Source organism: Nocardia ignorata NBRC 108230 (genome assembly GCF_001612905.1).
Classification (GTDB): domain Bacteria; phylum Actinomycetota; class Actinomycetes; order Mycobacteriales; family Mycobacteriaceae; genus Nocardia; species Nocardia ignorata.
In genome coordinates this window covers 214,794-227,859 of record NZ_BDBI01000012.1, presented here as the reverse complement: position 1 = coordinate 227,859, position 13,066 = coordinate 214,794, and the positions used below count along the sequence as shown (strand labels likewise).

Genomic DNA, 13,066 nt, shown 5'->3' with positions numbered 1-13,066 from the left:
GTGTTGTCCCTGCGAAAGGATGCGCTCGATGAACCAGCCAGACCGCGATTTCCCCGATGAATCACGCACGATCAGGCCGCACGCGGGCGAATCTATCGAGGACACGAGGAACTGGCCCGGCCTGATCTTGATCGGGGTCGGGTTGGCGTTGCTCGGCATCACCCTCACCGCCGCCGGCTACGGATTCGGCGGTTGGGCGGTCATCGGCGGCGTGGCCTGCGCGGCGTGCCTGCTCGCGGGAACTGCGCTGGTCGTAGCCGAGCACCGGCGGGTGAAGGCGCAGAAATGATGATTCTCCGGGCGCCGGGTGTGTACCGACCCCAGGCCGATACATGGATGCTTGCCGATGCGCTGCGCGCGGTCCCCCACCTGCGCAACGGTCGGGTTCTCGAACTGTGCGCGGGCACCGGCGTCGTCACGCTGGCCGCGGCGAAAGCGGGGGCCGCGAGCGTCACTGCCGTCGATCTGTCGCGACGGGCGCTGGCCTCGACCTGGCTGAACTGCCGATTGCGTGGTGTGGCCGTGCAGTTGCTCCACGGTGACTTCTCCGCCGCGGCGCGATTGCCGCGCTTCGACGTGGTGCTGGCGAACCCGCCGTACGTGCCCGCCGAACGCGAGGTGGGGCGCGGCCGGGCGTTGGCCTGGGACGCGGGCCCCACCGGACGCAGCGTGCTCGACCGGCTGTGTGCGACCCTGCCCGATCTGCTCACCGACAACGGGGTCGGCCTGATCGTGCACTCGGCGATCAGCGACCCCGACCGCAGCCTGGACCAGTTGCGGGCGGGCGGTGCCGAGGCGCAGGTGGTAGCGGTGGACAAGGTGCCGTTCGGACCGGTGCTGCGGTCGCGGGCGCGACGGTTGGCGGCCCGTGGACTGATCACGAAGGACCAGCGTGACGAGGAATTGGTGGTGATCCGTGTCGAACGAAACTGCTGTCCCGCCGTCGGGGAACCCGCCTGATCGCAGGCGGGTTGTCCTCACCGACGGGCCGGCCCTGATCGAAGGCCCGGTCGACCTGGTGACCCGTGAGGGAACGGTGCTGCACTGTGACCGTTTCCAGGTCGCGCTGTGCCTGTGCAAGCGCTCGGCCACCTACCCGCTGTGCGATACCAGCCACCGGCGCCGACGCCGGCGTACCAAGGAAAGCAGCACCTGATGACCAGCACTGTCACCCTCGGGCGCGCCCTGCCCGTTCCCCGGGGCGAACTGTCGGCCGCCCTGGTCGAAACCCTCACGCGCGCACCGGGTTCGGCTGTTCCGGCCGACCCGGGCACCGATCCCTACGGTGAGGACGCCGCACTGGCGTTGCACACGTGCTACGAACTGCACTACCAGGGCTTCGCCGGAGTAGACGAGGATTGGGAGTGGGATCCGGGGCTGTTGGGCCTGCGGCGAGGTCTCGAACAGCGCTTCCTCGCCGCCATGCGGGCCGATGTGCCCGGCGGCGACGACGTGGACGCCGAGCTCGACCGGTTGCTCGAGCCGTCGGCGCCCGGCGGGATCGCGGCCTACCTCGCCGAGCAGGGCACTCCCGGGCAGTTGCGCGAGTACTTCGTGCACCGCTCGATCTACCACCACATCGAGGCCGACCCCTACGCCTGGGTGATCCCCCGCCTGCGTGGGCAGGCGAAAGCGGCACTGGTCGCTGTCGAATTCGACGAATACGGCAGCGGCCACGGCGACCGGGTGCATGCGCGCCTCTACGCGGATCTGCTCGCGGGTGCGGGTCTGGAACCCGGCTATCTGCACTATCTGGACGAGGTGCCCGCTCCCATGCTGGTGCTGGTGAACATGATGTCGCTGTTCGGTCTGCACCGTGGTCTGCGCGCCGCGTCGGTCGGCCATTTCGCTTCCAACGAGATCACCTCCTCACCGGCGTCGGCTCGCCTGGCGGAGCTGGCCCGCACGCTGCTCCCCCACCCCGCCTGTATCGGCTTCTACACCGAGCACGTCGAAGCCGACGCCGTGCACGAACAGGTGATGCGGCGCGACGTCATCGCCGAATTGCTGCGCACCGAACCCGATTCGGCCGCGAGCATCGTCTTCGGGATCCAGGCCACCGACCTGCTCGAGGACCGGTTCGCCGATCAGGTGCTCGAGTGCTGGCGGGACGGGCGCAGTTCACTGCTCAGTGAACTGGCACCCGCCGTACCCGGGTGAAGGTGATCGTCACCGGGAACCCGTCGAGCTCACCGCGATCACGGTCCGAACCGGTGCTCAGATGATCGGTGATGCTGTGTAGCACGTTCCAGCCGAAGGCGTTCTCGTCGACCGGGTCGGGCTCCACGCACAGTGCCTGCACGGCGATCCGCAGGCGGAAACCGTCGGCATTGACATCGCAGTGCAGGCGGGTGCCGGGTACGGCAGCGAGGATCAGGCTGGTCGCCGCCTCGTCGACCGCGACCCGGATATCGGCGATTTCGTCGGGCGTGAACCCGGCCAGGTGGGCAGCCGTTTCGGCGACCGCCCGCACCATGACCAGTTGTCCGAGGTCGGCGTCGATCCGCAGGTGGGTCGAGGTCGCGTGGGCCGAATCCGCGACGGTCCGCTCGCTCGAAGCCACGACGTAGCCTCCTCACCGATATCGGGTGGTTCCGGGTGGGTCGATCCCACTGCGCCTACCCGCCGGTCGGCCGGTCAAACATCTACGGGGTGTTCGGAGGCGTCGTCGACGCAGCTGTAGTGACGGAACAGGGGCCGAACGCCCGCCAGCTCCAGGGCGCGTTCCACCTCCAGGCTGCCGACGAGCAGCCGCAGCTCGACCCCGTGCTGCCAGGCGTTGGCTTTGGCGGGTCCGAGCAATGCGGCCAGCCGGATACTGAGGAAATCGGTGCCACGCAGGTCGAGCACCACCACTTGGGCGCCCGAACGCACCGCACGGTCGAGCAGGGCACAGAATTGCGGCTGCCTTGCCGCGTCCAGTTCACTTCCCGCCCGCAACACCCAGCAGCCTTGTCTGCCGGGACCGACGCGGAGCAGGGCTTCGTCGTGCGCCGCGGAGCCGCGGTACCAACGCAACCTGCTCGAGCGTCGCGGGTCCGTGACGACAGACATAGAACCTCCTGGACGACAGGGGATTCCGGATTTTCATGCCACCACGCAACCGACGTTCCGGATGTGGATAGCACGAATACCGGGGTCGGCTGGAAGTCTCAACCTAAGGCAATTCTGGCACGCGCGGCCGCTGCTGTCACGGCACGGCAGTCGGCTCCGTGAGTGCCTGCTCGCGCAGCGAGGTCAAGGTGCGCGACAGGATGCGCGAGACCTGCATCTGGGAGACACCGAGGTGTTCGGCGATCTGGTTCTGGGTCTTGCACTCGAAGAACCGCATGATCAGCACGTCGCGCTCTTCTTCGGGCAGGGCCGCGATCAGCGGGCGCACCGCCATCGCGTCCTCGGTGAGCTCGTAGCAGTGTTCCTCGGCGCCGAGGGTCTCGGTGATCGGCTGCGAGGAGTTGTCGCGGTCGTCCTGGGTGACTCCGTCGATGGAGTTGGTCTGGTAGCCGTTGCCCGCGACCAGCGCGCGGGTGACCTCGACCAGGTCGACCTCGAGTTCGTCGGCGAGTTCGCGGGCGTTGGGCACGCGGCCGAGTCGCTGCGAGAGTTCTTCGGTGGCCGGACCGATCCGCAGCTGGATCTCCTTGAGCCTGCGCGGGACGCGCACAGCCCAGGTGTGGTCGCGGAAATGCCTGCGAACCTCGCCCATGATGGTGGGGATCGCGAAGGAAAGGAACGAGGAGCCGCGGCTGACGTCATAGCGGTCGACGGCGAGCACGAGCCCTACGCGGGCGGTCTGCTCGAGGTCGTCGAAGAGTTCACCGCGCCCGGCGAATTTGCGGGCGATGTGGTCGGCAAGGGGAAGGCACAGCCTGATCACCTCTTCGCGGAGGGGTTCACGCTGGGGGTCGTTCGGGGAAAGTGCCTGCAGCTTCTCGAACCACGGCTCGATATTGTCGTAGCTGTCACCTTTTGAGTGGGAGCGTCGGACAGTCGAGTCGTTGGCTGTTGTCGCTTGAGCAGTCGTCATCACATGTGCCTCCGATTCCGTGGGGTCGGATGCTTCTGGATTACCCGATCTGTATGCGGATTAAGCCTACGCTTTCGGTCCCTGTCTCCGCATCACCCACCGTTCGGCCCATGCGAACGGCGGATCCAGCCGAACTCGACGGTGGTCGGATAGCCGTTGCGGACCGCGTCGAACGGGCCGTATTCGGTGCGCAGCGCGTCGGTGAGGGTCGCGACGACATGCCAGCCGAAGGCGTCCTCGTCGATCGCTTCGTCGCTGCGCGCCACGGTCGAGACCCGTGCTCCGAGTGCCCCGCCGCCCCCGGTGAACGCGCAATCGATCAGGGCCTCCGGTGCGGCGGCTAGGACGAGGGCGGTCACCACCTCGTCGAGCGCCAGCAGCAGATCAGTGACCTCGTCGAGCGCGAAACCGCCTACCAGCAGGACTGTTTCGGCCAACGCGTGGACCATGGTGAGCTGCTCGAGCTCCGCCGGTACCTGAAACCCGACCGTTGTCGACCGGGGCGCGGTCTCGCGATCCTCCGCTCGCATGCCGCCTCCCTGTGTTGCCTGTCGTGGTCGCAGGTTACCCGACCGTGACGTCGTCTACTCCGTGCCCTTCTCGTGCTGTTCGGCCCGTTCGTGGACGGTGAGTAGGAGATGATCGAAGCGGGTGCGCAGAACGCCGGACACATCGGTGAGCGAATCGAGTTCGGCGACCAGGCGCCCGGCCAGCGCACGAAGCTTGGTGTTGGTTTCCTGTGAGCGCCAGGTGAGTACGTCGAACGCCTTCTCGGCGCTGATTCCGTAGACGAGCATCACCGCGCCCTTGGCCTGTTCGATCACGGCGCGCGACGCGTAGAGGCTCGGTAGTTCGTCGTCGAGGGTTTCCTTGCGCCGCCGCTCCAAGGTGTCGGTGACATCGATGTAGTAGCCGGTGGTGCCGATGACGGTTCCGTGGTCGTCGACCATGTGATCGGCCACGACGATCACGTCGTGTACGACGCCGGTGGTGTCGATGACGCGGTGGGTACTGCAGAACGGTTCGCCCTCGGTGACCGACTTCTCGATCATGGTGGCGACGTGGGCACGGTCGTCGGGGTGCTTGTGCGACAACAACAGTGCGGTCGTGGGGTGGACGGTGCCCGGCTCGTATCCGTGGATGCGGGCGACCTCGTCGGACCATTCCCAGCGCTGGTCGGCGAACCAGAACTTGAATCCGCCCGCGTCCTGCGCCCTGCCCTCGCCGAGCACGCGCCGCAGTGACTGCGCGCCGCCGGTCGAAAGACCCTCACTGTGCTTCATTCCTGAAGTATCTCGCGACCGGGACACGTGTACGCGCTCAGTGCCCGATCGCGTCCGCCCACCCGGCGCGGCGCTCAACACGATGCCGCCGCGCCCGGCTCCGGCAGCGGTTCGCCCGGTGTGGGAATCGGGGGAAACGGGTCCGGAACATCCGGGGGTGGTGGTTGTCCTGGACCCGGTCCGGGTGGTGGGTCGCCGGGCAGCGGATGACCCGGCTCCGGTGGCGGTGGTGGCCGTCCGGGATCCGGCGGGGGCGCCGGATCGGGGGTGGGCGGAATCGGGTCTCGCGGTTCGGGAATGGGTGGGCTGGTCGACATCGGGGTCGTCATCGCAGCCTCCTCACTTGGTCGGAAACGCGGGTCGTCGGGCGGATACCCCCCGCCGGGGCAGCTACACACCGTCGTTTCGGGTGCGACCGATCGGCTATTACCTGGGCATGGACCACAGCACAGCCCCGCTCGTCGCCGCGGTCGCCGACTACCGCAACAAGCACCGCTACGGGTTCACCCCGCCTGGGCATCGGCAGGGTCGCGGCGTGGACGACCGGGTTCTCGCGGCGCTCGGTGCCGATGCCTTCGCCGCCGATCTGCTGGCCAACGGCGGGCTCGACGACCGGCTCGCACGCAACGGCTACCTCACCGAGGCCGAGGACCTGATGGCCGACGCCGTCGGCGCCGAGACGGCGTTCTTCTCCACCTGCGGCAGCTCGCTGTCGGTCAAGGCCGCGATGATGGCGGTGGCAGGCGGAAACGACGGCGGCCTGCTGGTGGCGCGCGACAGCCACAAGTCGATCGTCGCCGGCCTGATCTTCTCCGGCGTCCAGCCGCATTGGATCAGCCCGCGCTGGGACGCCGAACGCCACTTCTCCCATCCGCCGTCACCGGAGGAGGTGGAACAGGCGTGGCAGGAGCATCCGGACGCGGCGGGCGCGGTGATCGTGTGCCCGAGCCCGTATGGCACCTGCGCGGATCTGCGTGGCATCACCGAGGTGTGCCATGCGCGCGGCAAACCCGTCATCGTCGACGAGGCGTGGGGTGCGCACCTGCCGTTCCATCCCGAATTGCCCACGTGGGCAATGGATGTGGGTGCCGATGTGTGCGTGGTGAGCGTGCACAAGATGGGCATGGGTTTCGAACAGGGTTCGGTGTTCCACCTGCAGGGCGATCTCGTGGATCCGGGCCGGTTGCGCCGTTGCGCGGATCTGCTGATGACCACCAGCCCGAACGTGCTGATCTACGCCGCGCTCGACGGATGGCGAAGGCAGATGGTCGAATTCGGGCACGACCTGCTCGGGCGAGCCCTCGACCTGGCCAAACGCACCCGCGCCGAGATCGACGGGATCAGCGGCCTGACGGTGATGCACGACGAGCTGCTCGGCGTGGAAGCCTCGCACGATCTCGATCTGCTGCAGGTGCTCGTCGATGTCTCCGAGACCGGCGCCACCGGCTACGAGGCGGCGGACTGGTTGCGCGAGCATCACCACCTCGATGTGGGCCTCAGCGATCACCGCCGGATTCTGGCGACGATGTCGACGGCCGACGACGACACCTCCGCGGAGGCCCTCATCGACGCGCTCGCGCTGTGGCGCCGGGCCGGTCTGGACCCAGCACCGCACCACATCACGCTGCCGTCCCCGCAGGATCTGCAGCTCGACTCGGTGATGCTGCCGCGGGACGCCTTCTTCGCCCCCACCGAGATGGTGCCCATCGACAAGGCGCCGGGCCGGATCGCCGCCGAACAGCTCACGCCCTACCCGCCCGGCATTCCCGCGATCGTGCCGGGTGAACGGATCGGTGACACGGTCGTGGAGTACCTGCGTTCCGGTGTCGAGGCGGGAATGAATGTGCCCGATGCCAGCGACCCGCAGTTGCACAACATCCGGGTTGTCCGCCAGTCCTGATCGTCGAGCGAGAGGAAGTGTTGTCGTGGCCGCCGAACAGTTGCGCGCAGTGGCGCTGGTCTGCACATTGAAGCCGTCGCCCGCCGAATCCAGCAGTCAGCTCATGGCCGATCAGGTGCTGGCCGAGCTGGCCGCCAACGATGTGGCCGGGTCGACGGTGCGTATCGCCGATTTCGAGGTGCGGCCGGGGGTGAGTGCCGACGAGGGCGAGGGCGACGAGTGGCCGCAGATCCGGCGTCGCATCATCGACGCCGATATCGTCCTGCTCGCGACGCCCACCTGGTTGGGTCATCTGTCCTCGGTGGCCCAGCGCGCGCTGGAACGTCTGGATGCCGAACTGTCCGACACCGACGACGCGGGTAGGCCCGTCATGCTGGGCAAGGTCGGGATCGCGGCCGTTGTCGGGAACGAGGACGGTGCGCACAAGATCGTGGCCGACACCTTCCAGGCCCTCGACGACATCGGATTCACCATTCCGGCTCAGGGCTGCACCTACTGGAACGGGGAAGCGATGGGCGGTACCGACTTCAAGGATCTGCCCGACACTCCGGAGGCGGTGCGCAAGACCACGGCGGCGATGGCGCGTAATGCCGCGCATCTGGCCCGGTTGTTGCGGGCGAACCAGTACCCGGCCTACCAGTGAGCCACCGGTAGGCCGGGTCGGGGTCAGAGGATCGGGCGTCCACCGGTGACGGCGATACGGGCACCGGAGATGTAGCTGCCGTCGTCGGCGGCGAGCAGCACATAGACCGGGGCCAGTTCGGCGGGCTGACCGGCCCGCCCGAGCGGGGTGTCGTCACCGAATTTGCTCACCTTCTCCGTCGGGAAGGTCGACGGGATCAGCGGTGTCCAGATCGGGCCGGGTGCCACGCTGTTGACCCGGATTCCCTTCTTCCCCAGCATCTGCGCCAGGCTGGCCGAGAAATTGGCGATGGCGGCCTTGGTGGCCGCATACGGTGCCAGCGTCGGGGAGGGCATGTCGGAGTTCACCGAGGAGCTGCCGATGATCGATGAACCGGGACGCATATGGGGCAGCGCAGCCTTCACCAGGTGGAAGTAGGCGCCGACATTGAGGGCGAAGGTGTAGGCGAATTCCTCGTCGCTGATCTCGGTGATGTCGTCGTGCGACATCTGGAAGGCGGCATTGCTCACCAGCACATCGACTCGACCGAATTCCTCCACGGCCTTGTCGATCACCGCACGGCAATGTGCGGCGTCGGAGAGGTCGCCAGCCATCAACACGGCACGGCGGCCGGCCTGGGTGACCAGGTCGGCTACTTCTTTCGCGTCGTCGTGTTCGTCGAGATAGGAAATGAGGACATCGGCGCCTTCACGGGCGTACGCGATGGCGACCGCACGTCCGATTCCGCTGTCGGCACCGGTGACGACAGCGGCTTTGCCCGCCAATTTGCCCGATCCCTGGTAACTGTTCTCCCCGCAATCGGGCACGGGGTCCATTTTCGATTGGATGCCGGGAACCTGCTGCTGCTGTTCGGGAAATCCCATGATCGAAGTCCTCCTCGCCGGGAACGGGGTCTCCGATCCGACTACCTCCCATCAGCAACGGCAAACAGGTCAGTGCCCGCAAGGGTCTCGTAATCGCAGCCCTTCGCGGGCTTTGATCCGGCGGTGTTCGGCGAGCACGATACCCACGCCGCCGAGCAGACACACCACGCACAGAATTCCGGCGATCACCGCCCACCCTTCGAATCCGTATCCGGCCGCGGTGAGGGTGAGTGCCAGCAACACGACGCCGACGCCGATCAAGATCAGCCCGGGCCAGTTCCAAGCGTCTTCGATGGATTCGCCGACATGCGAGCGGGTAGTGCGTTCGGTGTCGGGAAATTTGTGATGATGAGGGAGAGCGGCATCGTTCATGGCCGGGCCGTCCTTTCGATGGGATCCGCTGGTCTGCGCGTACCCCTGATCCGACAGCCCAATCGTGTGGTTTGCCGACTCCTCGAGGCGGTATCCGCCAGTAGGTGTTTTTTCCGATGCGAGCACGTCGATCCAGGACAGAAGGGTTGCGCATAGATGACAGAGCAGCAGCACATTCCCCCGGAGTTCACGCGCCCGCCGGTGCCGCCGGACGAAGACGGCGGGCAGTGCGAGCCGCCCGGTCCGAATCCGGACCAACAGGGCCCGGAGCTGCGCAGTCCCACCGGCGCTCCCGTTCCGGGTGAGGCGAATATCCGGGCCCAGCAGGGTGACGCGCTCACCACTCCGCAGGGCCTGCGCCAAGCCGATACCGACCACCAACTCAAGGCCGGACCCCGTGGACCGGTGCTGCTGCAGGATTTCCACCTGCGCGAGAAGATCACCCATTTCGACCATGAACGCATTCCGGAGCGTGCCGTGCACGCGCGTGGTGTCGGTGCGCACGGCGTATTCGTGTCCAACGGTGCCGCCGCCTCGTTGACCCGGGCCAAATTCCTCGCCGCCGATGCCCGCACACCGGTGTTCGTACGATTCTCCACGGTGCTCGGTTCGCGTGGTTCGGCCGACACCGTGCGCGATACGCGCGGTTTCGCGACGAAGTTCTACACCGAGGAAGGCGTGTACGACCTCGTCGGCAACAATATTCCGGTGTTCTTCATCCAGGAGGCGATCAAGTTTCCCGATGTGGTGCACGCGGCCAAACCGCATCCGGACCGGGAGATCCCGCAGGCGCAGTCCGCGCACGACACGTTCTGGGATTTCGTCTCCTTGCATACCGAGGCCACCGCGCACACCTTCTGGAATATGTCCGACCGTGGGTTGCCGCGGTCGCTGCGGATGATGGAGGGATTCGGTGTCCACACCTTCCGGTTGGTCGCCGCCGACGGTGCCACGAGCCTGGTGAAGTTCCATTGGAAGCCGCGCCTGGGTGTGCATTCGATGCTGTGGGAGGAAACGCAGCTGACCGCGGGATTCGATCCCGATTTCCATCGCCGCGATCTGGCGGATGCGATCGAGGCGGGCTATTTCCCGGAGTGGGATCTGGGTGTTCAGGTCTTTCCCGACACCCCGGAGCAGGTGTTCGAAGATATCGACCTGCTGGATCCGACGAAGATCGTGCCGGAGGAATTGGTTCCGGTGCAGGTGATCGGCACCCTGCGGCTGACGGCGAATCCGGTGAATTTCTTCGCCGAGACCGAACAGGTGGCGTTCTGCCCGAGTCATCTGGTGCCCGGTATCGAGGTCACCGACGACCCGCTGTTGCAGGGCCGGTTGTTCTCCTACCTCGACACCCAGCTCAGCCGGCTCGGTGGACCGAATTTCGCGCAGTTGCCGATCAATACGCCCCACACCGCGGTCAACGACATGTTCCGCGACGGCATGCACCAGACCGCGGTGCACACGGGCATTGCGCCTTACAAACCGAATTCGCTCGACGGCGGGTGCCCGTACGCGGCGAGTTTCGCCGGTGAGGCCTATGTCGAATCGCCGACCCCGATTCCGCCGCCGCAGGCGAAGCTGCGCACCTCGGCGAACACCGACAAGGCGCAGGTGTCGTTCGCCGATCACTTCTCGCAGCCGCGCATGTTCTATCGCAGCCTCACCCACGGTGAGCAGCACCGCCTGGCCGATGCCTTCTCGTTCGAACTGGGCAAGTGCACGTCGGTGACGGTTCGCGAGCGTGCGGTGCAGATGCTGGTCAATGTCGACGAACAGCTGGCCGGGTATGTGGCCAATCAGCTCGGTGTCGATGTGCCCGCGCCGACGGCGAACACCGTCGAGCTGGCGCCGAGTCCGGCGCTGTCGCAGAAGCGCGGTGCGTTCCCGGTCGACGGACGGACCGTGGCGGTACTGGTGGACGAGACCAGTTCCGGTGGGGCGGTGCAGCAGGTGTGCGCCGATCTGGAACAGGCCAAGGTGCGGCCGTTGCTGGTCGCCGCACACGGTGGTGAAGTGGAGGGCCGCAAGGTCGACCGCACGTTCGCCACCATGCGCTCGATCGAGTTCGACGGGTTGATCGCGTTGGGCGCGCCGATCGATCCGCGGGTGGATGTGCTGGAGAACGAGATGTGGCGGCACGGGAAGGCGATCGCGGCGGTCGGTGCGGCGGCGAGTCTGCTGCAGCGTAACGGTGTCGATGCCGACTCGCCGGGTGTCACCGTGGCCGAGGCGCCGCAGACCGTGACACAGGTGGTCACCGACCTGGCTGAGCACCGCGCGTGGGATCGGATCGAACCGCGCGGATGAGCCTGTCGCGCCCGGTCCGCACCGCGGGCCGGGCGCGCCGGTGTCAGTCTCCGGGCACCTCGGTCTGCCGGTCGGGCGGGACCAGATAGGCGCGCAGATCGTCGATCTTGGATTCGATGCGTTCGGCGTTCTCGGCATCGACCCGGAATATCCAGTGCTTGGCCCCGAGCAACAGCACCGCCTGGAAGACCAGCTGAAACCATTCGCTCTGCCAGTTCTCGAAGGTGCTGGCGAGGAACTCCGGCCAATACCCCGACCACTGGAATGGTTGTCCCTGCTGTTGCTGAGTGTTGCGATACTCGATGAGCTGGAACACGAACTGCGCGCCCCACGAGCCGATGAACAGCAACATCAGCAGGTAGACAGCTCCCCAGCGACGAAAATGTGCCATGGACGGCAGATACCCGGCAAACCGGTGGCGACACAACCGGGTCGTCCGCCCCCGGGCGTGGTTCCCGATGCACGCTGATCTGCGCCGTCACGGACTGCGCGCTGCTAGCTTCGGATGATGGTGCCGATCCCCCATGTGATCGCCTTCGCCGGTGCGGCGTTGCTCATCATCGTGATCCCCGGCCCGAATGTGCTGTTCGCGATCGGGCGCGCGCTGACGCTGGGGCGCAGGCAGGCACTGCTGTCGGTCCTCGGCTCGGTCGCCGGTTCCGTCATCCCCCTGGCCGTGGTCGCTCTCGGACTCGGCGCTGTGCTGATGACCTCGACGATCCTGTTCACGGCGGTCAAGGTTATCGGCGCGCTCTATCTGATCTACCTGGGCGTCACGGCTATTCGTGACCGCAAGAAGCTGGTGCTCACCGCGAGCACCGACGGCGGTGGCCGGTCGATGCGGCAGGGTTTCATCGTCGGCGCCACCAACCCGAAGACGGCGGTGTTCTTCGGCGCGGTCCTGCCGCAGTTCACCGCCACCGACGCCGGACCGCTGCCGGTGCAGATGCTGATTTTCGGCGCGATCTTCCTCCTCATCCAGCTGACCTGCGACGGTGTGTGGGCCGTCGTCGCGGCGACCGCGCGTGGATGGTTCGCGCGGTCGCCGCGCCGGCTCGAGGCTGTGGGCGGTGTCGGTGGGGCGATGGTCGTCGGTGTCGGGGCCGGTGTCGCGTTCGCGCGCTGACCTGTGCGGTCAGTCGCGGGTGAGGATGAAGAAGTACGGGTCGGGGAGGCGGCGGTAGTCCATGATGCCCAGGACCGTGGTGGGGTCGACGCGGCGGAAGGTGTCGATGATGGGCAGATGGTCGTAGATCATCGCGGTGGTGACGGTGCCCCGGTGGTTGATCTCCCGGAGGCGGGCGCGGTGCCGGGCTGTGCGCAGCGTGGGTGCCAGCAGGTCGAGGCGTCGGCGGGTCTGCTCGACGAGGGCGGTGGGGATCTTGTCGACCAGTCCCAGGGGGATGCGTTTCGGGTCGACCGGGAAGATGTCGCCCTTGGGGGTCGCGAACAGCAGCGGGTGAACGTTGTCGGGGCCGTCGAATTGTTTGCCGTACCAACCGGAGGCGGCGAGCAGGCCGTCGAGCCGGTGGCCGGTGGCCAGCTCGCGACCGTGCCAACGGCCGGTGAGGTCGGTGGGCGCGACGGGTGGGAGGCTGTCGAACAGGGCGAGCGCGTCGTCGCGGGGGCAGGCGGGTTCGAGGGCGGCCAGACGGTCGGCGGCGGACATGC

Annotated in this window: 17 protein-coding genes; 8 read left to right on the top strand and 9 right to left on the bottom strand. The window is 67.1% G+C overall.

Translation table 11 applies throughout. The features are described 5' to 3' along the window. Nucleotides 1–28 precede the first annotated feature (28 nt). Genes NI2_RS12240 through NI2_RS12225 form a run of 4 tightly spaced genes read left to right on the top strand, consistent with a single transcriptional unit; the run spans nucleotide 29 to nucleotide 2,160 of the window. Nucleotides 29–289 carry a hypothetical protein gene (locus NI2_RS12240; RefSeq protein WP_067490351.1) on the top strand — a complete coding sequence of 87 codons (261 nt, stop codon included), beginning with the start codon at nucleotides 29–31 and terminating at the stop codon, nucleotides 287–289. Next, the gene (locus NI2_RS12235; protein ID WP_067489829.1) at nucleotides 286–960 is read left to right on the top strand and encodes a HemK2/MTQ2 family protein methyltransferase; all 675 of its coding nucleotides are present in this window, start codon (nucleotides 286–288) and stop codon (nucleotides 958–960) included. Before NI2_RS12240 ends, NI2_RS12235 begins: the two co-directional genes overlap by 4 nt. Beyond that, a complete protein-coding gene (locus tag NI2_RS12230) occupies nucleotides 917–1,156 on the top strand; it encodes a CDGSH iron-sulfur domain-containing protein (protein WP_067489826.1) in 240 nt (79 codons plus the stop codon). The genes NI2_RS12235 and NI2_RS12230 overlap by 44 nt, the downstream gene beginning before the upstream one ends. Next, nucleotides 1,156–2,160: an iron-containing redox enzyme family protein gene (locus tag NI2_RS12225; protein ID WP_067489822.1), complete on the top strand. Its 1,005-nt coding sequence runs from the start codon at nucleotides 1,156–1,158 to the stop codon at nucleotides 2,158–2,160. Before NI2_RS12230 ends, NI2_RS12225 begins: the two co-directional genes overlap by 1 nt. On the opposite strand, the gene NI2_RS12220 is transcribed toward NI2_RS12225, so the two are convergent. From NI2_RS12220 to NI2_RS12200, 5 genes are all read right to left on the bottom strand, one after another. Beyond that, nucleotides 2,129–2,563 carry an ATP-binding protein gene (locus NI2_RS12220; RefSeq protein WP_067489819.1) on the bottom strand — a complete coding sequence of 145 codons (435 nt, stop codon included), beginning with the start codon at nucleotides 2,561–2,563 and terminating at the stop codon, nucleotides 2,129–2,131. The genes NI2_RS12225 and NI2_RS12220 overlap by 32 nt on opposite strands. A 74-nt stretch (nucleotides 2,564–2,637) precedes the next feature. Then, nucleotides 2,638–3,054 (bottom strand): STAS domain-containing protein, encoded by a 417-nt coding sequence (locus NI2_RS12215; protein WP_084476372.1) that lies wholly within the window; start codon nucleotides 3,052–3,054, stop codon nucleotides 2,638–2,640. Between the two features lie 136 nt (nucleotides 3,055–3,190). After that, complete coding sequence (locus NI2_RS12210; RefSeq protein ID WP_067489813.1) at nucleotides 3,191–4,027, bottom strand: RNA polymerase sigma factor SigF; 837 nt, start codon at nucleotides 4,025–4,027, stop codon at nucleotides 3,191–3,193. Between the two features lie 92 nt (nucleotides 4,028–4,119). Further along, nucleotides 4,120–4,557 (bottom strand): hypothetical protein, encoded by a 438-nt coding sequence (locus tag NI2_RS12205; RefSeq protein ID WP_067489810.1) that lies wholly within the window; start codon nucleotides 4,555–4,557, stop codon nucleotides 4,120–4,122. A 54-nt stretch (nucleotides 4,558–4,611) separates the two neighbouring features. After that, nucleotides 4,612–5,310: a PAS and ANTAR domain-containing protein gene (locus NI2_RS12200; protein ID WP_067489807.1), complete on the bottom strand. Its 699-nt coding sequence runs from the start codon at nucleotides 5,308–5,310 to the stop codon at nucleotides 4,612–4,614. A 436-nt stretch (nucleotides 5,311–5,746) separates the two neighbouring features. Here NI2_RS12200 and NI2_RS12195 point away from each other — a divergent pair, with 436 nt between their 5' ends. Both NI2_RS12195 and NI2_RS12190 read left to right on the top strand, forming a co-directional pair. After that, nucleotides 5,747–7,210, top strand: coding sequence for an aminotransferase class I/II-fold pyridoxal phosphate-dependent enzyme (locus tag NI2_RS12195; RefSeq protein WP_067490348.1), 1,464 nt, complete (start codon nucleotides 5,747–5,749; stop codon nucleotides 7,208–7,210). A 25-nt stretch (nucleotides 7,211–7,235) separates the two neighbouring features. Further along, nucleotides 7,236–7,853, top strand: a complete 618-nt coding sequence (locus NI2_RS12190; protein WP_067489804.1) for a flavodoxin family protein — start codon at nucleotides 7,236–7,238, stop codon at nucleotides 7,851–7,853. A gap of 23 nt (nucleotides 7,854–7,876) precedes the next feature. On the opposite strand, the gene NI2_RS12185 is transcribed toward NI2_RS12190, so the two are convergent. Then, nucleotides 7,877–8,716, bottom strand: a complete 840-nt coding sequence (locus NI2_RS12185; RefSeq protein ID WP_067489801.1) for an SDR family oxidoreductase — start codon at nucleotides 8,714–8,716, stop codon at nucleotides 7,877–7,879. Between the two features lie 69 nt (nucleotides 8,717–8,785). After that, nucleotides 8,786–9,088 (bottom strand): hypothetical protein, encoded by a 303-nt coding sequence (locus tag NI2_RS12180; protein WP_067489798.1) that lies wholly within the window; start codon nucleotides 9,086–9,088, stop codon nucleotides 8,786–8,788. A gap of 156 nt (nucleotides 9,089–9,244) precedes the next feature. Here NI2_RS12180 and NI2_RS12175 point away from each other — a divergent pair, with 156 nt between their 5' ends. After that, nucleotides 9,245–11,395 (top strand): catalase, encoded by a 2,151-nt coding sequence (locus tag NI2_RS12175; protein ID WP_067489795.1) that lies wholly within the window; start codon nucleotides 9,245–9,247, stop codon nucleotides 11,393–11,395. Between the two features lie 43 nt (nucleotides 11,396–11,438). Here NI2_RS12175 and NI2_RS12170 read toward each other — a convergent pair whose 3' ends face one another. Next, nucleotides 11,439–11,786, bottom strand: a complete 348-nt coding sequence (locus tag NI2_RS12170; protein WP_067489791.1) for a DUF6766 family protein — start codon at nucleotides 11,784–11,786, stop codon at nucleotides 11,439–11,441. A 117-nt stretch (nucleotides 11,787–11,903) separates the two neighbouring features. Between NI2_RS12170 and NI2_RS12165 the strand changes: the two genes are divergently transcribed. Beyond that, complete coding sequence (locus NI2_RS12165) at nucleotides 11,904–12,521, top strand: LysE family translocator (protein WP_067489788.1); 618 nt, start codon at nucleotides 11,904–11,906, stop codon at nucleotides 12,519–12,521. Between the two features lie 9 nt (nucleotides 12,522–12,530). Here the strand turns inward: NI2_RS12165 and NI2_RS12160 are convergent, their stop codons facing one another. Further along, nucleotides 12,531–13,064 carry a DUF4334 domain-containing protein gene (locus tag NI2_RS12160; RefSeq protein ID WP_067489785.1) on the bottom strand — a complete coding sequence of 178 codons (534 nt, stop codon included), beginning with the start codon at nucleotides 13,062–13,064 and terminating at the stop codon, nucleotides 12,531–12,533. Nucleotides 13,065–13,066 lie beyond the last annotated feature (2 nt).